We start from the raw sequence: 21199 nt of genomic DNA, 5'->3' as shown, positions 1-21199 counted from the left end.
TTTCGCAGGCACAAAAAAGGGCGACCGAAGTCGCCCTTTTTCTATGGTCTGACAGAACTCAGTTCTGTTTTTCCATTTGTGCACGCAACAGGTCGCCCAGAGTGGTAGGACCAGCAGCAATGTCAGAGGTAGCTGGCTTGTCGCGCAGGCTCTGGATTGCTTCTTTCTCTTCAGCATCGTCTTTCGACTTGATGGAGAGCTGGATTACGCGGCTCTTGCGGTCAACGCTGATGATCTTGGCTTCTACTTCTTCGCCTTCTTTCAGAACGTTGCGCGCGTCTTCAACGCGGTCACGGCTGATTTCGGAGGCTTTCAGAGTCGCTTCGATATCGTCGGCCAGAGTGATGATGGCGCCTTTGGCGTCAACTTCTTTCACGATGCCCTTAACGATTGCGCCTTTGTCGTTCTCTTGAACGTACTCGGAGAACGGATCGCTTTCCAGTTGCTTGATGCCCAGGGAGATGCGCTCGCGCTCTGGGTCAACCGACAGGATAACGGTGTCCAGCTCGTCGCCCTTCTTGAAACGGCGTACGGCTTCTTCGCCCACTTCGTTCCAGGAGATGTCGGACAGGTGAACCAGGCCGTCGATGCCGCCGTCCAGACCAATGAAGATACCGAAATCGGTGATCGACTTGATGGTGCCGGAGATTTTATCGCCCTTGTTGAACTGGCCAGAGAAGTCTTCCCATGGGTTGGACTTGCACTGCTTGATGCCGAGGGAGATACGACGACGCTCTTCGTCGATGTCCAGAACCATGACTTCCACTTCGTCGCCGACTTGTACGACTTTCGAAGGGTGGATGTTCTTGTTGGTCCAGTCCATTTCGGAAACGTGTACCAGGCCTTCAACGCCTTCTTCCAGCTCAGCGAAGCAGCCGTAGTCGGTCAGGTTGGTAACACGAGCGGTGACGCGGGTGCTTTCTGGGTAACGGGCTTTGATAGCGACCCATGGATCTTCACCCAGTTGCTTGAGGCCCAGGGAAACACGATTGCGCTCGCGATCGTACTTCAGAACCTTGACATCGATCTCGTCGCCAACGTTGACGATTTCCGAAGGATGCTTGATACGCTTCCAGGCCATGTCGGTGATGTGCAGCAGGCCATCGACGCCACCCAGATCGACGAATGCGCCGTAATCGGTGAGGTTCTTGACGATACCCTTGACCTGCTGGCCTTCCTGCAGCGATTCCAGCAGAGCTTCACGCTCGGCGGAGTTCTCGGCTTCCAGGACACTGCGACGGGAAACGACAACGTTGTTGCGCTTCTGGTCCAGCTTGATAACCTTGAATTCCAGCTCTTTGCCTTCCAGGTGCGTGGTATCGCGCACTGGACGGACGTCAACCAGGGAACCTGGCAGGAACGCACGGATGCCGTTAACGTCGACAGTGAAGCCGCCTTTAACCTTACCGTTGATAACGCCCTTGACCACTTCCTCAGCTGCGAAGGCCGCTTCCAGAACGATCCAGCATTCAGCGCGCTTGGCTTTTTCACGGGACAGCTTGGTTTCACCGAAACCATCTTCAACCGAGTCCAGCGCAACGTGAACTTCGTCACCGACGTTGATGTTCAGTTCGCCAGCGTCGTTGTAGAACTGCTCAAGCGGGATCAGCGCTTCAGACTTCAGACCAGCGTGAACGGTTACCCAGCGAGCTTGGTAATCGATATCAACGATAACGCCGGTGATGATGGAGCCTGCCTGAAGGTTCAGGGTTTTCAAGCTTTCTTCAAAGAGTTCCGCAAAGCTTTCGCTCATTTTAATTCCTGTTGATTAGGGCGAAGTAAACGCCCATCTCCACACCCCAGACGATGTGGGTTAGTTTCATATAAAAGAAGCGCCGCAGGACTATGACTGGTCCCCTGCGGAGCTTCCTGTCACCCGGCGATATCGCGAATGGCGATCTCGCTCATGATGCGTTGCAGCACCTGATCGATGGACAACTCCGTGGAATCCAGCTGTATCGCGTCGGCCGCCGGCTTGAGCGGGGCTACTGCGCGCTGGGTGTCACGCTCATCGCGTGCACGGATCTCATCTAGCAGACTCGACAGACTAACATCCTCGCCTTTGCCCTTCAACTGCAAATATCGGCGACGCGCCCTCTCCTCTGCACTGGCGGTGAGGAAAATCTTCAGCGGCGCGTCAGGAAAGACCACCGTGCCCATGTCACGACCATCGGCCACCAGCCCCGGCGGCTCCTGGAAGGCACGCTGGCGTTGCAGCAAGGCTTCGCGTACCGCCGGCAGCGCGGCGACCTGGGAGGCCCCGGCCCCCACGCTTTCGGTACGAATGACGTCGCTGACTTCGTCACCTTCCAGAATGATGCGCTGGAGCTGACCGTCGGTCGCGGCAATGAATTGCACGTCCAGATGAGCCGCCAGCGCCTTGAGCAACTCTTCGTTGGTCAGGTCGACGCCATGGTTCGCGGCAGCGAACGCCAATAGACGATACAGGGCACCCGAATCGAGCAGGTTCCAGCCCAACTGCCTGGCCAGGATCCCGGCGACGGTGCCCTTGCCCGAACCGCTTGGGCCATCGATGGTGATGACCGGTGCCTTGATGTTCACGACTGCGCCTCTTGTGCTACTCGGATACCGACCTGCGCGCACAGCGCCAGGAAGTTCGGGAACGACGTCGCGACGTTGGCGCAATCATGGATGCGAATCGGCGCGCTGGCGCGCAAAGACGCAACACTGAAGGCCATGGCGATACGATGGTCACCGTGACCATGGACTTCGCCGCCGCCGATCTGGCCGCCGTCGATGATGATGCCGTCCGGCGTTGGCTGGCACTTGACGCCCAGTGCGAGCAAGCCATCAGCCATCACCTGGATGCGATCCGACTCCTTGACCCGCAGCTCTTCGGCGCCCGTCAATACGGTGCGCCCTTCTGCACAGGCGGCCGCCACGAACAGCACCGGGAACTCATCGATGGCCAGCGGAACCAGCGCCTCCGGAATCTCGATACCCTTGAGTTTAGCTGCTCGTACGCGCAGGTCCGCCACCGGCTCGCCGCCGACTTCACGCTGGTTTTCCAGGGTGATGTCAGCGCCCATCAGGCGCAGGATGTCGATCACGCCGGTACGGGTCGGGTTGATGCCGACGTGCTCGAGCACCAGGTCGGAACCTTCGGCAATCGAAGCGGCCACCAGGAAGAATGCCGACGAGGAGATGTCACCCGGCACTTCGATGTGGGTAGCGGTCAGCTTGCTGCCAGACTCGACGGACGCCGTGGCGCCATCGACCGTGACCGGGTAGCCGAAGCCGCGCAACATGCGCTCGGTATGGTCGCGGGTCGGGGCCGGCTCGGTGACGGTGGTCTTGCCTTCGGCGTAGAGACCGGCCAGCAGCAGGCAGGATTTTACCTGGGCGCTGGCCATAGGCATGGTGTAGGTCAGGCCCTTGAGCTTGTTGCCACCACGAATGATCATCGGCGGACGACCGTCGACGGCCGTCTCGATGACCGCGCCCATTTCCCGCAGCGGATTGGCAACGCGATTCATCGGGCGCTTGGACAGCGAGGCGTCACCGGTCAGGGTACTGTCGAAGTCTTGCGCGGCCAGCAGGCCGGACAACAGGCGCATCGAGGTCCCGGAGTTACCCAGGTAGATGGGCCCCGGGGCAGGCTTGAGGCCGTGCAGGCCGACACCATGGATGGTCACGCGACCGTGATGCGGGCCTTCGATGACCACCCCCATGTCGCGAAACGCTTGCAGCGTCGCCAGGGCGTCTTCGCCCTCGAGGAAGCCTTCCACCTCGGTCACGCCTTCGGCCAGGGAGCCGAGCATGATCGAACGGTGGGAAATCGATTTATCGCCCGGTACACGAATACGCCCGCTCAGGGAGCCACCAGGTTGTGCCAGGAAAATCAGATCGTTGGAGTTCATAGCGTCCACATAGGCCCGACGGGCCAGGATTTTACTGAAATGCTCGCGGGCCACCCTGGCGCGTGTGAAAACGCCCAGCAATTGGTGCCCGTCCCCTGCATCGACCGCGTCGCGCAAGGCGTCGAGGTCGCTGCGAAATGTATCGAGTGTGCGCAAGACAGCTTCGCGGTTGGCGAGGAAGATGTCGTGCCACATGACCGGGTCGCTTCCTGCGATTCTCGTGAAATCGCGGAAACCGCCGGCAGCGTAACGGAAGATCTCAAGATTTTCATTGCGTTTGGCCAACGAATCCACCAGGCCGAACGCCAACAGGTGCGGCAAGTGGCTGGTGGCCGCCAACACTTCATCGTGACGCTCGACCTGCATGTGCTCGACATCGGCGCCCAGTTCGCGCCACAAACGGTCCACCACTGCCAGCGCGGCTGGATCCGTCTGGTCCAGCGGCGTGAGAATCACTTTGTGGCGACGAAACAGTTCGGCGTTGGAGGCTTCCACCCCGCTCTGCTCGGAACCGGCAATCGGATGGCCGGGCACGAAGCGCGCCGGCATCCCGCCGAAGGCCTCGGTGGCCGCACGCACGACGTTGCCCTTGGCGCTGCCGACGTCGGTCAGGATCGCTTGCCCCAGGCTCATGGTCGCCAGACGCGCCAGCAGTTTTTCCATGGCCAGGATCGGCACCGCCAATTGGATCACGTCCGCGCCCTGACAAGCGATCGCCAGGTCATCCTCGCAGCGATCGACCACCCCCAGCTCCACGGCCAGCTTGCGCGACTGCGGATCCAGGTCGACACCGACCACCTCGCGGCACAGACCGCTTTCACGCAAGCCCTTGGCAAACGAACCGCCAATCAACCCCAGGCCGACCACCACCAGGCGACCGATCATAGGGGCAGCAGGTTGCAGCGAAGTGACATCAACCACGAGCCAGAACCTTGCTCAACGCCTCAAGGAAACGGTTGTTTTCCGCTGGCAGGCCGATGGTGACGCGCAAGTGGTTCGGCATGCCGTAGTTGGCCACCGGACGCACGATCACGCCTTCGCGCAGCAGCCCCTGGTACACCGGCGCAGCGACACGCCCCAGGTCGACGCAGATGAAATTGCCTTTGGATGGAATCCAGCTCAAGCCCAGCTCACGGAACCCCGCTTCCAACTGCTGCATGCCGGCCGCGTTCAGGCGACGGCTTTCGGCCAGGTAGGCCTCATCCTGCAAGGCGGCACAGGCGGCTGCCAGGGCGAAGCTGTTGACGTTGAATGGCTGGCGCACGCGGTTCAGCACGTCGGCCACCACGGCGGTGGACAAGCCGTAGCCAACCCGCAGCGAGGCCAGGCCGTAGGCTTTCGAGAACGTGCGCGAAACCAGCAGGTTCGGGTAGGCCGCGAGGAAATCCAGGCCATCGGGCAAATCGCTGCCTTCGGCGTATTCGATGTAGGCCTCGTCCAACACCACAAGCACGTGCGCGGGCACGTCTTGCAGGAAGTCGTCCAAGGCCTGGGCGTCGAACCAGGTGCCGGTCGGGTTGTTCGGGTTGGCAATGAAGACCACCCGCGTGTTGGCATCGATGGCGGCCAGCATGGCCGGCAGATCGTGCCCCCAGTCCTTGGCCGGAACCACATGGGCATCCGCGCCCACGGCCTGGGTCGCGATCGGGTAGACCGCAAACGCGTGCTCGCTGAACACAGCGTTGAGACCCGGTGCCAGGTACGCACGGGCGACCAACTCAAGAATGTCGTTGGAGCCATTGCCCAGCGTCACCTGGTTCAGCTCGACGCCACAGCGCTCGGCCAGCAGGCTTTTCAACGCAAACCCATTGCCATCGGGGTAACGGGTCAGCTCGGCCAGTTCGTCGCGGATCGCCGCCAGTGCCTTGGGGCTCGCGCCCAACGGATTTTCGTTGCTCGCCAACTTGACGATGTTGGCCGGATCCAGGTCCAGCTCGCGGGCCAGTTCGTCGACGGGCTTGCCCGGAACGTAAGGCGAGAGTTGTTGCACGCCTGGCTGAGCCAGAGCGAGGAAGTTGCCACTCATTTGCTATCCGCCCTTAAAGAACTGCCTTGGGGTAGGAACCCAGCACCTTGAGTGCCACTGCTTCCTGACTGATTTTCTCCAGCACACCTTTTACCAGCGGATCGCGGTGGTGGCCGACGAAATCGATGAAGAACACGTAGGTCCATTTACCGCTGCGCGACGGACGGGTCTCGATCCGCGTCAGGTCGATACCGTTGTCATGGAACGGCACCAGCAGCTCATGGAGCGCACCGGGCTTGTTGCTCATGGAGACGATGATCGAGGTCTTGTCGTCGCCGGTCGGCGGTACTTCCTGGTTGCCGATCATCAGGAACCGCGTGGAGTTGTCCGGGCGATCCTCGATTTTCTCGGCCAGGCGCGTCAGCCCGTAGAGGCCGGCCGCCATATCACCAGCGATCGCCGCCGAGTTCCACTCACCCTTGACCCGCTTGGCCGCTTCGGCGTTGCTCGATACCGCTACGCGCTCGACGTTCGGGTAATGGGCGTCCAGCCACTTGCGGCACTGGGCCAACGATTGGGCGTGGGAATAGATCCGGCTGATGCTGTCGGTCTTGGTGTTCTCGCCGACCAACAGGTGATGGTGGATACGCAGCTCGACTTCGCCGCAGATCACCATGTCATGCTCGAGGAAGCTGTCCAGCGTGTGGTTGACCGCGCCTTCGGTAGAGTTTTCCACCGGCACCACGCCAAAATTCACCGCGCCGGCCGCCACTTCGCGGAAGACTTCGTCGATGGCCGCCATTGGCTTGCTGATCACGGCGTGACCAAAGTGCTTCATGGCGGCGGCCTGGGTGAAGGTCCCTTCCGGGCCCAGGTAGGCGACTTTCAGCGGCTGCTCGAGCGCCAGGCACGAGGACATGATTTCGCGGAACAACCGCGCCATCTCTTCGTTGCCCAGCGGCCCCTTGTTGCGCTCCATGACACGCTTGAGCACCTGGGCTTCACGCTCAGGACGATAGAACACCGGCACTTCGCCTTCGGCCAGGGAGGCCATCTTCACCCGGGCGACTTCCTGGGCGCAGCGCGCACGCTCGCTGATCAACTCCAGGACCTTTTCGTCCAGGGCATCGATGCGCAGGCGCAGCGCCTTGAGTTCTTGCTCAGACATCAGCCATGTTCCTTCTCGAACTCTGCCATGTAGGCGATCAACGCATTGACGGCGTTGATGTCGACGGCGTTGTAGATGGAGGCACGCATGCCACCGACCGAACGGTGGCCCTTGAGGTTCAGCAGTCCACGCTCGTCGGCACCGGCCAGGAACGGCTTGTCCAGACGGTCGTCGGCCAGGCGGAACGGCACGTTCATCCACGAACGATCGGTCTTGTTGATCGGGTTGCTGTAGAGGCCGCTGGCGTCGATGAAGTCATACAGCGTGCGCTGCTTGACTTCGTTGAGCTTGCCGATGGCCTCGACACCGCCCTGCTCCTTCAGCCATTCGAATACCAGGCCAGAGAGGTACCAGGCCAGGGTCGGCGGGGTGTTGTACATCGAGCCGTTGTCGGCCGCGACCTTGTAGTTGAGCATGGTCGGGCACAGGGAGCGGGCACGCCCCAGCAGGTCTTCACGAATGATGCTGACCAGGATGCCGCTAGGGCCGATGTTTTTCTGGGCGCCGGCGTAGATCATGCCGAAACGGGAGATATCCACAGGGCGCGAGAGAATGTCCGAGGACATGTCGGCCACCAATGGCACGTCGCCAGTTTCCGGGATCCAGTTGAATTCCAGGCCACCGATGGTTTCGTTCGGCGCGTAGTGAACGTAGGCCGCGTCCTTGGACAGGTTCCATTCGTTCTGGCCGGGAATCGCGAAATAGTCGTAGGGCTTGGCGGTGGCAGCCACGTTGACGTGACCGTAGCGCGAAGCTTCTTCGATGGCTTTCTGCGACCAGATACCGGTGTCGATGTAGTCGGCCTTGCCACTTTCCGGCAGCAGGTTCAACGGGATCTGGGCGAACTGCTGGCTGGCGCCGCCCTGCAGGAACAGCACCTTGTAGTTGGACGGGATGTTCAGCAGATCACGCAGGTCCTGCTCGGCCTTGGTGGCAATGGACACGAACTCATCGCTGCGATGGCTCATTTCCATGACCGACAGGCCCTTGCCGTGCCAGTCGAGAAGTTCACCCTGGGCACGCTTCAGGACCGCTTCAGGCAACGCCGCCGGGCCGGCACAGAAGTTATAGGCTCTCTTGCTCACATCCAATCTCGCTCTGATCTGGTGGTCACATAAATCTTGTTCAACACTGATCGTTCCCACGCTCTGCGTGGGAATGCATCCAATGACGCTCTGCGTCATGGGACGCGGAGCGTCCCGAGCGGCATTCCCACGCAGAGCGTGGGAACGATCCTAGTGTGCAGTGTTGCAAATTTTCAAACGGGACAAACAACAAGGGGGCGAATCTTCATCCGCCCCCCGCGTGTCCGCTTAGTCCTGCGGTTCTTCTTCGTCTGCGGCAGCGTCGAGCGGTTGGTCGCCGGTCATGTCGTCGACATCGGCACCCAGGGTGCCGTCGAACGCCACGCCTTCCTCGCCTTCCAGCTCCTCGCCTTCGACTTCCGATGGCTCCTGCACCCGCTCAAGCCCTACCAGCGTTTCGTCGCTGGCCAGCTTGATCAGCGTCACGCCCTGGGTGTTACGGCCCAGGCTCGAGACTTCGGCGACCCGCGTACGCACCAGGGTACCCTGGTCGGAGATCAACATGATCTCCTCGCCATCGAGCACCTGGACAGCGCCAACCAGACGACCGTTACGCTCGTTGCTGACCATGGCGATCACGCCCTGGCCGCCACGCTTGTACTCAGGGAACTCGCTGATGGCCGTGCGCTTGCCATAACCACGCGCCGAAGCGGTGAGGATCTGGCTGCCTTCTTCCGGGATCAGCATGGAAATCAGCTTCTGGCCTTCGGGCAGGCGCATGCCACGCACGCCGCGGGCGGTACGGCCCATGGCGCGAACGTCGGACTCCTTGAAGCGAGTGACCTTGCCGCCGTCGGAGAACAGCATGACTTCACGCTCGCCGTCGGTGATGGCGGCGGAAATCAGCACGTCGCCTTCGTCCAGCTCCAGGGCAATCAGGCCGACGCTGCGCTGGCGACTGAAGGATTCCAGCGGGGTCTTCTTCACGGTGCCGTTGGCGGTCGCCATGAAGATGTAGTGACCTTCGGTGTATTCCTCCACCGGCAGCATGGTGGTGATGTATTCACCATCGTCCAGCGGCAGCAGGTTGACCAGCGGACGGCCACGTGCGGCACGGGATGCTTCAGGGATTTCGTAGGTCTTGAGCCAGTACACCTTGCCCTTGCTGGAGAACAGCAACAGCGTGGTGTGGCTGTTGGCAACCAGCAGGTGAGCGATGTAGTCCTCATCCTTGACGCCAGTCGCCGACTTGCCTTTGCCGCCGCGACGCTGGGCCTGGTAGGCGGCCAGCGGCTGGGTCTTGGCGTAGCCGCCGTGGGAAATGGTCACCACGCGCTCTTCTTCCGGGATCATGTCGCCCAGGGTCAGGTCCAGGCGCGCATCGAGAATCTCGGTGCGGCGCACGTCGCCGTACTCGGCGCGGATCACTTCCAGCTCTTCGCGGATCACTTCCATCAGGCGCGTGGCGCTGTTGAGGATGCGGATCAGCTCGCCGATCTGGTTGAGGATCTCCTGGTACTCGGCCAGCAGCTTCTCGTGTTCCAGGCCGGTCAGGCGGTGCAGGCGCAGTTCCAGGATGGCCTGGGCCTGTTCCGGGGACAGGAAATACTTGCCTTCGCGCAGGCCGTATTGCGGGTCGAGGTTCTCCGGACGGCACGAATCGGCGCCGGCACGCTCCACCATCGCCACCACCGCGGTGGACTCCCAAGGCGTGCTGATCAGCGCTTCCTTGGCTTCCGATGGCGTTGGCGAGGCCTTGATCAGGGCGATCACCGGGTCGATGTTCGACAGGGCAACGGCCTGGCCTTCGAGAATGTGACCACGCTCGCGAGCCTTGCGCAGTTCGAACACGGTGCGGCGGGTAACCACTTCGCGACGGTGACGCACGAAAGCTTCCAGCAGGTCCTTGAGGTTCAGGATCCGCGGACGGCCGTCGATCAGCGCAACGATGTTGATGCCGAACACACTTTGCAGTTGGGTCTGGGCGTAGAGGTTGTTGAGGATCACCTCAGGCACTTCACCACGACGCAACTCGATCACGACGCGCATGCCGTCCTTGTCGGACTCGTCACGCAGCTCGGTGATGCCTTCGAGTTTCTTCTCTTTCACCAGCTCGGCGATCTTCTCGATCAGGCGAGCCTTGTTCAGTTGGTACGGCAGCTCGGTGATGACGATTTGCTGGCGGCCGCCAACCTTGTCGATGTCTTCGACGGTGGAACGGGCGCGCATGTAAATGCGGCCACGGCCGGTGCGGTAGGCTTCGATGATGCCGGCGCGACCGTTGATGATCGCGGCGGTCGGGAAGTCCGGACCCGGGATGTATTGCATCAGCTCATCGACAGTCAGTTCGGGATTGTCGATGAGGGCCAGGCAACCGTCGATGACTTCACCGAGGTTGTGCGGCGGGATGTTGGTCGCCATGCCCACGGCGATACCGCTGGAGCCGTTGACGAGCAGGTTCGGGATACGGGTCGGCATGACCGCCGGGATCATTTCGGTGCCGTCGTAGTTCGGCACCCAGTCCACGGTTTCCTTGTGCAGGTCGGCCAGCAGTTCGTGGGCCAGCTTGGTCATGCGCACTTCGGTGTATCGCATGGCCGCGGCGTTGTCGCCGTCCACGGAACCGAAGTTGCCCTGGCCGTCTACCAGCAGGTAGCGCAAGGAGAATGGCTGCGCCATACGAACGATGGTGTCGTACACGGCAGTGTCGCCGTGAGGGTGATACTTACCGATCACGTCGCCGACGACACGGGCAGATTTCTTGTACGGCTTGTTGAAGTCGTTGCCCAGTTCGCTCATCGCGAACAGCACGCGCCGGTGCACGGGCTTCAAGCCATCGCGCGCATCCGGCAGCGCCCGCCCGACGATTACGCTCATTGCGTAGTCGAGGTAGGACTGTTTCAGCTCGTCTTCGATATTGACCGGGAGGATTTCTTTGGCCAGTTCGCCCATGAGAAGCCTGATTCCTTTTTCTGGTGAAACCTCGTCACATCCAGATGGGACGAACGAAGCTCGCCGCTGCAGAACAAGTGCCGTGCAGCGACTTACGACAAATCAACGAGTTATGCCATGGATCTGCGCAGTAAAGGCCACCTCGCGAGGCAGCCTTGGAAACCGCCGGATGTTATCACAAGAGCCGCCACGCACCTATCCCCCAGATGCGCATGGTGCGTAGTTAGTTGACCGGTGACAGGCTGATATGGGACCAGAGGGGCTTAGACGCGCTGCGGATGGAGAATCAGGGCGAAAATGCAAGGCATTTGTTGCCTTTGAGGACCTCATCGCGAGCAAGCTCGCTCCCACAAGGACTCTTATGTCCGAAATTTCAGACATGCCCTATCCACTGTGGGAGCGAGCTTGCCCGCGATGGCGGCAGATCACCCTCTGAAAATCGTCAGTGCAACCGCTTGCGGCACATCAACTGCGCCAGCTTGGCGGTGTCCGGACGCTCGATGATGCCCTTCTCCGTGACGATGACGTCGATCAAATCCGCCGGGGTGATATCGAACGTCGGGTTGAAGGCGTCCACCTCCCCACCCAGCCTCTTGCCACCGATTTCCAGCAGTTCACGCCCATCGCGCTCCTCGACCGGAATGTCATCACCGCAGGCCAGGCTCATGTCGATGGTCGAACTCGGCGCCACCACCATGAAACGCACACCATGGTGCATGGCACAGACCGCCAGTTGATAGGTACCGATCTTGTTTGCCACATCGCCATTGGCGGTGATGCAGTCGGCACCGACAATCACCCAGGTCACACCTTTCGTCTTCATGATGTGGGCGGCGGCGGAATCGGCGTTGAGGGTCACCGGGATGCCCTCACGGGCCAGCTCCCACGCCGTCAGGCGCGAGCCTTGCAGCGATGGACGGGTTTCGTCGGCATAGACGCGCTCCACCATGCCTTCGATATACGCGCCACGGATGACTCCCAAGGCCGTGCCGAAGCCACCGGTCGCCAGGGCGCCGGTGTTGCCGTGGGTGAGGATGGCCTGGGCGTTGCCCTGGTGCTTGCGGATCAGGTCGACACCGAGCTGGGTCATGGTCAGGTTGGCTTCGCGGTCACTTTCGTGGATCGCGATGGCTTCAGCCTCAAGTACCGCCAGCGGCTCGGCGTGCTCTTTCAAGCGCCCCAACCGGTCGCGCATCCGATCCAGCGCCCAGAAGAGGTTCGCCGCTGTCGGCCGGGCCTCGGCCAGCAAGGCAAAATCAGCCTCCAGGGCCGATTGCCAGTCACCGCCCTCGGCCATCCTGGCCCGCGCCGCCAGCACGACACCATAAGCCGCGCCGATGCCGATGGCCTGCGCGCCGCGCACCACCAGCGAGCCAATGGCCTCGGCCACATCGGCGGCACAGGTGCAGGCGATCCAGTTTTCCTCGAACGGCAAGCCACGCAGGTCCAACAGGTACAGGACGCCATCACGCCAATCGATGGCCTTCACCTTCTCCGCAGCCAATAGTCGATCGCGCATCCTTCACCCCGTACTCATGAACAAAAGCCGCCGATTATAGCGATCCCTCCGCGAGGACGCTCGGGTATACTTCGCCATCCTTTATACCCCATGGAACCGTTCCACGATGCCCAAGCCTGCCGTTGCGCTCGACTTATTATTGCTGCCGACCTGGTTGGTGCCTGTCGAACCCGCCGGTGTAGTGCTCAAGGATCATGGCCTGGGCATTCGCGACGGCTGCATCGTGTTCATTGGTCCACGGGCAGAAGCCCTCCGGTGTGACGCCGCCCAGGTCCGTGAGCTGCCCGGCATGCTGCTCAGCCCCGGCCTGATCAATGCCCATGGCCACGCAGCCATGACCCTGTTCCGCGGCCTGGCCGACGACCTGCCGTTGATGACCTGGCTCGAACAGCACATCTGGCCGGCGGAAGCCAAATGGGTCGATGAGGATTTCGTACGCGACGGCACCGACCTGGCCATCGCCGAGCAGATCAAGGGCGGCATCACCTGCTTTTCCGACATGTATTTCTACCCCAAGATCGCCAGCGAGTGTGTCCACGACAGCGGTATTCGTGCGCAAATCGCGATTCCAATCCTCGATTTCCCGATCCCCGGTGCCGCCAGCGCCGACGAAGCCATTCGTCAGGGCATCGAATTGTTTGGCGACCTCAAGCACCACCCACGGATCAAAGTCGCATTCGGCCCGCACGCCCCCTACACCGTGGGCGACGAGAACCTGGAGAAAATCCGCGTGATCGCCGAGGAACTGGACGCGGCCATTCATATGCATGTTCACGAAACCGCCTTCGAAGTGCAGCAGGCTGTGGATAATACCGCGGAGCGACCGCTGGCGCGCCTGGGACGACTTGGCCTGCTGGGGCCACGCTTTCAGGCCGTGCACATGACTCAAATCAGCGACGAAGACCAGGCCTTGCTGGTAGAAAGCAATTGCAGCGTGATCCACTGCCCGGAATCGAACCTGAAGCTGGCCAGCGGTTTCTGCCCAGTGGAGCGCCTGTGGCAGGCCGGCGTCAATGTGGCACTCGGCACCGACGGCGCGGCGAGCAACAACGACCTGGATCTGCTGGGCGAAACCCGCACCGCGGCGCTGCTGGCCAAGGCCGTCGCCGGCTCGGCCACGGCCCTGGATGCCCACCGGGCGCTGCGCATGGCCACGCTCAATGGCGCCCGGGCACTGGGCATCGAGGCGATTGTCGGCTCGCTGGAAGTGGGCAAGGCCGCCGACCTGGTGGCCTTCGATCTGTCGGGCTTGGCCCAGCAGCCGATCTATGACCCGGTGTCGCAGTTGATCTATGCCACCGGTCGCGATTGCGTAAAACACCTGTGGGTGGGCGGCAAGCCGTTATTGGACGATGGCCGACTGACCCGCATGGACGAATCAAGACTGATCGCCACGGCCCAGGCCTGGGGTCGGCGCATCAGCGGCCACAACGAATAACCACGCCCCTTGAGCCACGGCTCGGGGCACCTGATTTTTCAAGCTTTTCGAGGATCTGCACATGAGCAACGTCGACCACGCCGAAATCGCCAAATTCGAAGCCCTGGCCCATCGCTGGTGGGACCGTGAAAGCGAATTCAAGCCGCTGCACGACATCAACCCGCTGCGGGTCAACTGGATTGACGAACGGGTCAACCTGGCTGGCAAGAAGGTGCTCGACGTCGGTTGTGGCGGCGGCATCCTCAGCGAAGCCATGGCCCAGCGCGGGGCGACGGTGATGGGTATCGACATGGGCGAAGCGCCACTGGCCGTGGCGCAACTGCATCAGCTGGAGTCGGGTGTCAGCGTGGAATACCGGCAGATCACCGCCGAAGCCCTGGCCGAAGAAATGCCCGGCCAATTCGACGTGGTCACCTGCCTGGAAATGCTCGAGCACGTGCCGGACCCGTCGTCGGTCATCCGCGCCTGCTTCCGTATGGTCAAGCCCGGCGGCCAGGTGTTCTTCTCCACCATCAATCGCAACCCGAAGGCCTACCTGTTCGCCATCATCGGCGCCGAATACATCATGAAGCTGCTGCCGCGCGGCACTCACGACTTCAAGAAATTCATCCGCCCTTCCGAACTGGGCGCCTGGAGCCGGGCGGCCGGGCTGAAGGTCAAGGACATCATCGGCCTGACCTACAATCCGCTGACCAAGCACTACAAGCTGGCCGCCGACGTTGACGTCAACTATATGATCCAGACCCTGCGCGAGGAGTAAGTCGATGCGTCTCAAAGCGGTTCTCTTCGACATGGACGGCACGCTGCTCGACACCGCGCCGGACTTCATCGCCATCTGCCAGGCCATGCGCGCCGACCGTGGCTTGCCACCGATGAACACGCAACACATCCGCGACGAGATTTCCGGCGGCGCCCGGGCGATGGTCGCGGTGACCTTTTCCATGGACCCTGAATCACCGGGGTTCGAGGAACTGCGCCAGGAATTCCTCGACCGCTACCTCAAGGGATGCGCGGTCCACAGCCATTTGTTCGACGGCATGGCCGAGGTGCTGGCCGATATCGAAGCGGCCAACCTGATCTGGGGCGTGGTCACCAACAAGCCGGTGCGTTTCGCCGAGCCCATCATGCAGCAACTGGGCCTGGCCGAGCGCTCGAAAGTGCTGATCTGCCCTGATCACGTGAAGAACAGCAAGCCAGACCCGGAACCGCTGACCCTGGCGTGCAAGATGCTCGACCTGGACCCGGCCAGCGTGCTGTTCGTGGGCGATGACCTGCGGGACATCGAGTCCGGCCGCAGCGCCGGTACCAAGACCTGCGCGGTGACCTACGGCTACATCCACCCGGACGACAACCCGAAGCACTGGGGCGCGGATGTCGTGATCGACCACCCTTCGGCGCTGCGTGAAGTGCTGGATAACGCGTTGTGCAGTTGCTGAGCTGAGCCCTTGTGGCGAGGGAGCTTGCTCCCGCTGGAGCGCGAAGCGGTCCCCTCCATCGCCAGTTCAGAAAGCCTGGATCCCAATGGCATGAAAAACAGGGGCTGCTTCGCAGCCCAGCGGGGATAAATCCCCTCGCCACAACAACGCACCACCACGCATCGTTATGTTTCGTGAGGTTTTTTATGTTTGATTATTCTGCCCGCCCCGACCTGCTCAATGGCCGGGTGATTCTGGTCACCGGTGCTGGTCGCGGTATCGGTGCCGCAGCGGCGAAAGCCTATGCCGCCCATGGCGCCACCGTGCTGCTGCTGGGCAAGACCGAAGCCAACCTGACCCAGGTCTACGATGAAATCGAGGCGGCCGGTCATCCGCAGCCAGCGGTGATCCCGTTCAACCTCGAAACCGCGCTGCCTCATCAGTACGATGAACTGGCGGCCATGATCGAAACCGAGTTCGGTCATCTGGACGGCCTGCTGCACAACGCCTCGATCATCGGCCCGCGTACACCGCTGGAACAGTTGTCCGGTGAGAATTTCATGCGGGTGATGCACGTTAACGTCAACGCGATGTTCATGCTTACCAGCACCTTGCTGCCCCTGCTCAAGCTGTCCCAGGATGCGTCCGTGGTGTTCACCTCCAGCAGCGTCGGGCGCAAGGGCCGGGCGTACTGGGGCGCCTATGGCGTGTCCAAGTTCGCCACCGAGGGGCTGATGCAGACTCTGGCCGACGAAGTCGACACCGTCGCCGCCGTGCGCGCCAACAGCATCAACCCCGGTGCCACCCGCACCAGCATGCGAGCCCAGGCCTACCCGGGGGAAAACCCACTCAACAATCCGACGCCCGAGGAGATCATGCCGGTCTACCTGTACCTCATGGGCCCGGACAGCACCGGCGTCAATGGCCAGGCGTTCAACGCGCAATAGTGAGCCCAGCCCGTGTCGCGACGATTTACCGTCGCGGCACGAGCCTTGGGTCGATGCCCAGCGAGGCGAACCGCCAAGTCCACGTCGCCGGGACTGCCGTACCGTTCTGCCAATCCATTGATTTTCAATCGGTTTTTATTGAAGTGAACCGAATGGCACGACTTTCGCTCTAAACTTCCTCAAACATGCCATGTTCGGCAAGTAGTGGACGTTGAGACGAGACTTATGCCTGCCAGGGAAAGCAGACTAAACTCAAATCAGTGTCCTACGGGACTGAAGGACCAGTACGACGCGCAGCCCAAAGCCGCCACACCCAACCTGCCAGGACAGATTTAGCTTAGGGGCTAACGCCATATGAAAACGCCCACCCAGATCAACGCGATTGACTTCGACAGCGCCAAATTGCAGCGTCTGGGTCTTGGCCAGCCATCGCCGCTCGCGGCACGCTCCGTCAGTCTTTCGCAATTGCGCCAGCAACTGAGCCAACAGCTGCAGACCAGCCTGGAGCCACAGCGAATCCTCGGCCTGTTTTTCCGGGAAATCCAGCGGCTGGTGCCCCTGGATGCGTTGGCTTACCAGCACAAAGCCAGTGATTTGCGCCTGGAGTTCGGGCAACGCGGGCATCACACCCTCAGCTATAACCTCAGCCATGAAGGCGAACACCTGGGCGAACTGGTATTCCGTCGCAACCAGCGCTTCACCGAAGCCGAACAAAGCGACCTTGAATCCATCATATCGACGCTGCTGTATCCACTGCGCAACGCATTGCTCTATCGGGCCGCCACCCAGAGCGCCCTGCGCGATCCGCTGACCGGTACCGGCAACCGCATTGCCATGGACCAGACGCTGATGCGTGAAATCGACATGGCCAAGCGCCATTCGCAACCCTTGTCGGTGCTGATGCTCGACATCGACCATTTCAAGCGCATCAACGATAGCCATGGTCACGGTGTTGGCGACGAAGTGCTCAAGGCCGTGGCCGAGTCGATCAAGGGCCAACTGCGCAACGTGGACATGGTGTTCAGGTTCGGCGGTGAAGAGTTTCTGATCCTGCTGGCCAATACCGGCCGGGATGCTGCAGCCATGGTCGGGGAACGACTGCGCTACGCCGCCCAGGCCCAGGATTATTTCGCCGCGAGCACAAGGATCGAGCTGACGGTCAGCCTGGGTTGCGCCACCCTGCTACCGGGGGAATCATCGGAAAGCCTGCTGCGCAGGGCTGACAGCGCACTGTACGTGGCCAAGCGCGAAGGCCGTAATCGACTGGCAATGGCAGGCTGAACAACGAAAGAATGTAAGGACACCACATCCTTGTGGGAGCGGGCTTGCTCGCGAAAGCGGTCTTGCAGTCAACCTCCCCGTCGACTGTCAGACCTCTTCGCAAGCAGGCTCGCTCCCACAGGTTGTGGCTATCTGTAGCGGTAGTAATCAGCTCCCGGCCAGAGCCAGGCGCTCACGGGTGGACGAGGACTTGCTCACCGTCTCCGACTGCTCCAGTTGCATGCAACGCTCCAGGAATAGGTACATGTAGTCATAGCTCTTGCACACGGCCTGGCGCAGCTCCGTTTGCAGGGCTTTGCTTGGGTTCATCCCCGCCAGCGTACAGATGATTTCCAGGGCTTCCCAAGGATGGGCATCGTCGTACTGGGCATGCATCTTCAGCCATTTCATCGCCCGCTTGCGGTCTTCCTCGGCGAAAGCGGCCGCATAGACACCGCTGGAACACACGAGCGCCGACCACTCTCCCGTAGCCCCCTCAATGGCATAGTTGGTCGCGGCGATGGCCACGATCAGCGAATCCGAGGAACTGGTGTGCCAGCACCAGTGGCTCAAGGCATGCAGCTCAGGCGGCACATGCTGTGCTTGCAGGTCTTCCAGGGTCACGCCATGGGCGGCGCTCCAGTTGACCCAGTAGTCGGCATGGTTGAGTTCGACACGAATGTTGCGCATCAGCCAGCGACGCGCCATGTCCTCACCGGGGTGGCGGGCAAAGCGGGTCTTGGTGAGGTTCTGTGCCATGTATAAAGCGAACTGTTCGACGACCGGCCAACCACCAATGAGGTAGTGGCGCATGGTCCTGGCGCTGAGCTTGTTGTCGCGCATGCGCTGATACAGTTCGTGTTCGACAACCCGGCGCTTGCTCTCGCTGCAATCGGTAATGAGCTGCTGTGCCCATTTCGGATAGCTCGTGGCGTCCATGAGCGGGCCTGTTCGGTTGAATGTGTCGATCACTGTCGGGCTCCTTTTGATTGTGATTTTCCAGATCAGCAAGAGTTTCAGCGGAACGTGCCGGGGGCCTTGAATAACAACGGCTGCGGCCGGGCCGGCCGACATTGCAACGTGTCACAGGTAAACAATTGCGGGCGTTCGATCACATACCCCTGAGCGTAATCCACCCCTATCTCCAGCAATGCCTGCTCGATCTGGGCGGTCTCAACAAACTCGGCAATCGTGCGCTTACCCATGACGTGGCCGATGTGATTGATCACTTCGACCATTGCTCGGTTAATCGGGTCGTCCAGCATATCCTTTACGAAACTCCCGTCGATCTTCAGGAAGTCTACAGGTAAATGTTTCAGGTAGGCGAATGAAGACATTCCGGCGCAAAAGTCATCCAGCGAGAAGTAACATCCCAAGCTCTTGAGTTCATTGATAAAGCGGATCGCACTGCCCAAATTCGAAATAGCGCTGGTTTCTGTAATTTCAAAACAAATCATTTCCGGCGGAATCGAGTAGGCCGCGAACTGTTTACGCAGGAAATCGAGGAACGCCTGGTCTCCGATCGTTGTGCCTGACAGATTGATCGCACACATCGCCATAGGCCCCTGTCGCGACTCATTCAGGCACTGGCGGATGATCTTGAAGACATTCTCCACCACCCAACGGTCCAGGGAGGTCATCAGGCCGTAGCGTTCCGCGGCGGGAATGAAGCTGTCCGGCAGGATCATCCGCCCGGCTTCGTCATGCAGGCGCAACAGGATCTCAATATGCCCGCCGCCATGCTCGCCCGGGCCCAACGCGGCGATTTCCTGGGCGTAGAGGCAGAAGCGATTTTCCTCCAAAGCCATGTGCAAGCGCTGGACCCAGGCCATTTCGCCAAAACGCAGGGACAGCTCCGAGTCGTCGGCATGATAGACCTGGACCCGGTTGCGGCCCTTTTCCTTGGCCATGTAGCAGGCCATGTCGGCAGCCCGCAGGGACGCCTCGAGGGTCGTCGGCGTCAGGGCGATATGCACCAGGCCGATGCTCACGGTGGTCACGAACGGCCGGCCCTTCCAGACAAAATGCAGGTTCTGCACGGTCTGGCGCAGCCCTTCGGCAATTTTTTCCGCCGCTTCCGGCGAACAGTTCTCCAGCAAGATCCCGAACTCATCCCCGCCCAGCCGGGCCAGGGTGTCGTTTTCCCGTAGCCCCGATTGCAACAAGGCGCAGATATGGCGCAACAATTCGTCACCCGCTGCATGGCCGCAGGTGTCGTTGACCAGCTTGAACTGATCCAGGTCGAGAAACATCAGGGCATGACGCCCGACCTGGCGAGTGAGGTTGTGCAAGGCCTGCTCGAGGCGATACTCGAATTCCCGGCGGTTCGCCAGGCCAGTCAGGGCGTCATGCGTAGCCTGCCACGACAGGTTGGCGATGTATTGGCGCTCCTGGGTCATGTCATGCAACACCAGCACGGCGCCGCTGACCTTGCCCGCATGACGGATTGGCGCGCCCACCAAGGTGACCGACACGGTACTGCCATCCAGGCGCTGGATCAGCTTGGAATGTTCGCTGGCAGCGCTGAGCCGGCCGCTGAGGATATGCTCGATCAGGGTCAGCCCCTCGGTCTGGGCATTGTCATCGAGCAAATTGAACAACGCGGCCAAGGGCAAGCCCGTCGCATGTTCAGCCTTCCAATGGGTCATCGCTTCGGCAGCGGGGTTCATGTAGGCGATGGCACCTTCGACGTCGGTGGTGATGACCCCGTCGCCAATGGATTGCAGGGTGATCTGCGCCCGCTCTTTCTCCATCTGCAGCGCGTTGGCGAACACCTGCCGCTGGGCGAGCAATTTATGGGTCCGCAACAACGCCAGGACGATCAGTCCCAGGGCGGTGGCGAAATTGGTCACCAACAAAAGCTGCAGGATGAAACGCGAGCCCTCGCCCAATGCGTCGCTGAAGGCCTTGGCAGCCGGGGTAACGGAATCGTTGATCGCAAAGATCTGGGCCTTCCAGCCGCGGATATCCACCTCCGACGCCTGACCTGCGGTAATGCTGTTGTGCATCTGCCGGGCGACGTTATCCAGCTCGATCAGGTAGCCGTCGCCCACCGTCCAGAGATCGATGGCTTCTTCCAGGTAACTGAAGTGGCGAAAATTGAGGTACAACCAGATCAAGCTGGAAACGTCATCCGGATGGTTGCCACCTTTGAGAATCCCGGCCCGTGCAGCTTCGAGATCCGGCGGTTCGCGATCCAGCGCCACCCGCAGTTCATGACCGCCTTCGGGGACGGCGATGGCTTGCTGGTATTTGCGGAAAATCGCCTCGTCGCGGCTGTCGGCGTAGAGGTTGAGGTAATAGATGGCATCTTTCTGGCCCTTGGACCAGAGACTCTCCCCTGCCACATAGCCGCGAACGGCGGACAGCACGTAAAGGCTGACGCCGCCAAGCAATGCCTGAAATAGCACGACGGCAATAAAGGGCCAGACGATGCCTAGCAGCCGTGGTGTTCCGAGAGTCTGCTTTTGCTTCATGAGGTCCCTTGCACAGGTATTGCCGGACGAACACCCGCCAGAATTCCGCTCCTGACTCAATAGCCTAGGCTAGTTTTCAACCTTTCGAATGAATGGATGAACAGATCGACAGACTTTGCGTGGAATTCAGAAAAATCGGCGTGTTTGCCTGC

General features: G+C 61.0%; 15 protein-coding genes. 5 read left to right on the top strand and 10 right to left on the bottom strand.

Annotation, left to right across the window (positions count from 1 at the left end; translation table 11 throughout):
• Window positions 1-58: 58 nt before the first annotated feature.
• The 8 genes from rpsA to mtnA all read right to left on the bottom strand — a co-directional run bounded on the left by rpsA (window position 59) and on the right by mtnA (window position 12511).
• Window positions 59-1753: a 30S ribosomal protein S1 gene (rpsA, locus tag BT116_RS04540; protein ID WP_014337228.1), complete on the bottom strand. Its 1695-nt coding sequence runs from the start codon at window positions 1751-1753 to the stop codon at window positions 59-61.
• Window positions 1754-1872: 119 nt separating this feature from the next.
• Window positions 1873-2562, bottom strand: coding sequence for a (d)CMP kinase (gene cmk / locus BT116_RS04535; RefSeq protein ID WP_014337227.1), 690 nt, complete (start codon window positions 2560-2562; stop codon window positions 1873-1875).
• A complete protein-coding gene (locus BT116_RS04530) occupies window positions 2559-4766 on the bottom strand; it encodes a bifunctional prephenate dehydrogenase/3-phosphoshikimate 1-carboxyvinyltransferase (RefSeq protein ID WP_256572529.1) in 2208 nt (735 codons plus the stop codon). Before BT116_RS04530 ends, cmk begins: the two co-directional genes overlap by 4 nt.
• 28 nt (window positions 4767-4794) lie before the next feature.
• Entirely contained in the window at window positions 4795-5907 is a 1113-nt protein-coding gene (gene hisC, locus BT116_RS04525) for a histidinol-phosphate transaminase (RefSeq protein ID WP_072340459.1), read from the bottom strand.
• Between the two features lie 13 nt (window positions 5908-5920).
• Window positions 5921-7015, bottom strand: coding sequence for a prephenate dehydratase (pheA, locus tag BT116_RS04520; protein WP_072340456.1), 1095 nt, complete (start codon window positions 7013-7015; stop codon window positions 5921-5923).
• Window positions 7015-8100, bottom strand: a complete 1086-nt coding sequence (serC, locus tag BT116_RS04515) for a 3-phosphoserine/phosphohydroxythreonine transaminase (RefSeq protein WP_003199231.1) — start codon at window positions 8098-8100, stop codon at window positions 7015-7017. Before serC ends, pheA begins: the two co-directional genes overlap by 1 nt.
• A gap of 228 nt (window positions 8101-8328) precedes the next feature.
• Window positions 8329-10992, bottom strand: coding sequence for a DNA gyrase subunit A (gene gyrA, locus BT116_RS04510; RefSeq protein ID WP_072340453.1), 2664 nt, complete (start codon window positions 10990-10992; stop codon window positions 8329-8331).
• A gap of 442 nt (window positions 10993-11434) precedes the next feature.
• Window positions 11435-12511, bottom strand: a complete 1077-nt coding sequence (mtnA, locus tag BT116_RS04505) for an S-methyl-5-thioribose-1-phosphate isomerase (RefSeq protein WP_072340451.1) — start codon at window positions 12509-12511, stop codon at window positions 11435-11437.
• 106 nt (window positions 12512-12617) lie between these two features.
• On the opposite strand from mtnA, the gene BT116_RS04500 reads away from it, so the two are divergent.
• The 5 genes from BT116_RS04500 to BT116_RS04480 all read left to right on the top strand — a co-directional run bounded on the left by BT116_RS04500 (window position 12618) and on the right by BT116_RS04480 (window position 17592).
• Window positions 12618-13949, top strand: coding sequence for a TRZ/ATZ family hydrolase (locus BT116_RS04500; protein ID WP_072340448.1), 1332 nt, complete (start codon window positions 12618-12620; stop codon window positions 13947-13949).
• 61 nt (window positions 13950-14010) lie between these two features.
• Entirely contained in the window at window positions 14011-14709 is a 699-nt protein-coding gene (gene ubiG, locus BT116_RS04495) for a bifunctional 2-polyprenyl-6-hydroxyphenol methylase/3-demethylubiquinol 3-O-methyltransferase UbiG (RefSeq protein WP_072340445.1), read from the top strand.
• A 4-nt stretch (window positions 14710-14713) separates the two neighbouring features.
• Window positions 14714-15385 (top strand): N-acetylmuramic acid 6-phosphate phosphatase MupP, encoded by a 672-nt coding sequence (mupP, locus tag BT116_RS04490; RefSeq protein ID WP_063322362.1) that lies wholly within the window; start codon window positions 14714-14716, stop codon window positions 15383-15385.
• A gap of 185 nt (window positions 15386-15570) precedes the next feature.
• On the top strand, window positions 15571-16311 hold the full coding sequence (locus tag BT116_RS04485; protein ID WP_018602937.1) for a YciK family oxidoreductase: 741 nt from the start codon (window positions 15571-15573) through the stop codon (window positions 16309-16311).
• Between the two features lie 354 nt (window positions 16312-16665).
• Window positions 16666-17592 (top strand): GGDEF domain-containing protein, encoded by a 927-nt coding sequence (locus BT116_RS04480; RefSeq protein WP_072340442.1) that lies wholly within the window; start codon window positions 16666-16668, stop codon window positions 17590-17592.
• A gap of 147 nt (window positions 17593-17739) precedes the next feature.
• Here the strand turns inward: BT116_RS04480 and BT116_RS04475 are convergent, their stop codons facing one another.
• Entirely contained in the window at window positions 17740-18510 is a 771-nt protein-coding gene (locus tag BT116_RS04475; RefSeq protein ID WP_219737843.1) for an iron-containing redox enzyme family protein, read from the bottom strand.
• Between the two features lie 77 nt (window positions 18511-18587).
• The gene (locus BT116_RS04470; RefSeq protein WP_072340439.1) at window positions 18588-21047 is read right to left on the bottom strand and encodes an EAL domain-containing protein; all 2460 of its coding nucleotides are present in this window, start codon (window positions 21045-21047) and stop codon (window positions 18588-18590) included.
• Between the last annotated feature and the right edge of the window lie 152 nt (window positions 21048-21199).

Source organism: Pseudomonas sp. NFACC16-2 (genome assembly GCF_900119205.1).
In the GTDB taxonomy this organism is placed as follows: domain Bacteria; phylum Pseudomonadota; class Gammaproteobacteria; order Pseudomonadales; family Pseudomonadaceae; genus Aquipseudomonas; species Aquipseudomonas fluorescens_Q.
Note: the sequence above shows the minus strand (reverse complement) of the source record. Positions and strands in the feature narration are given on the sequence as shown.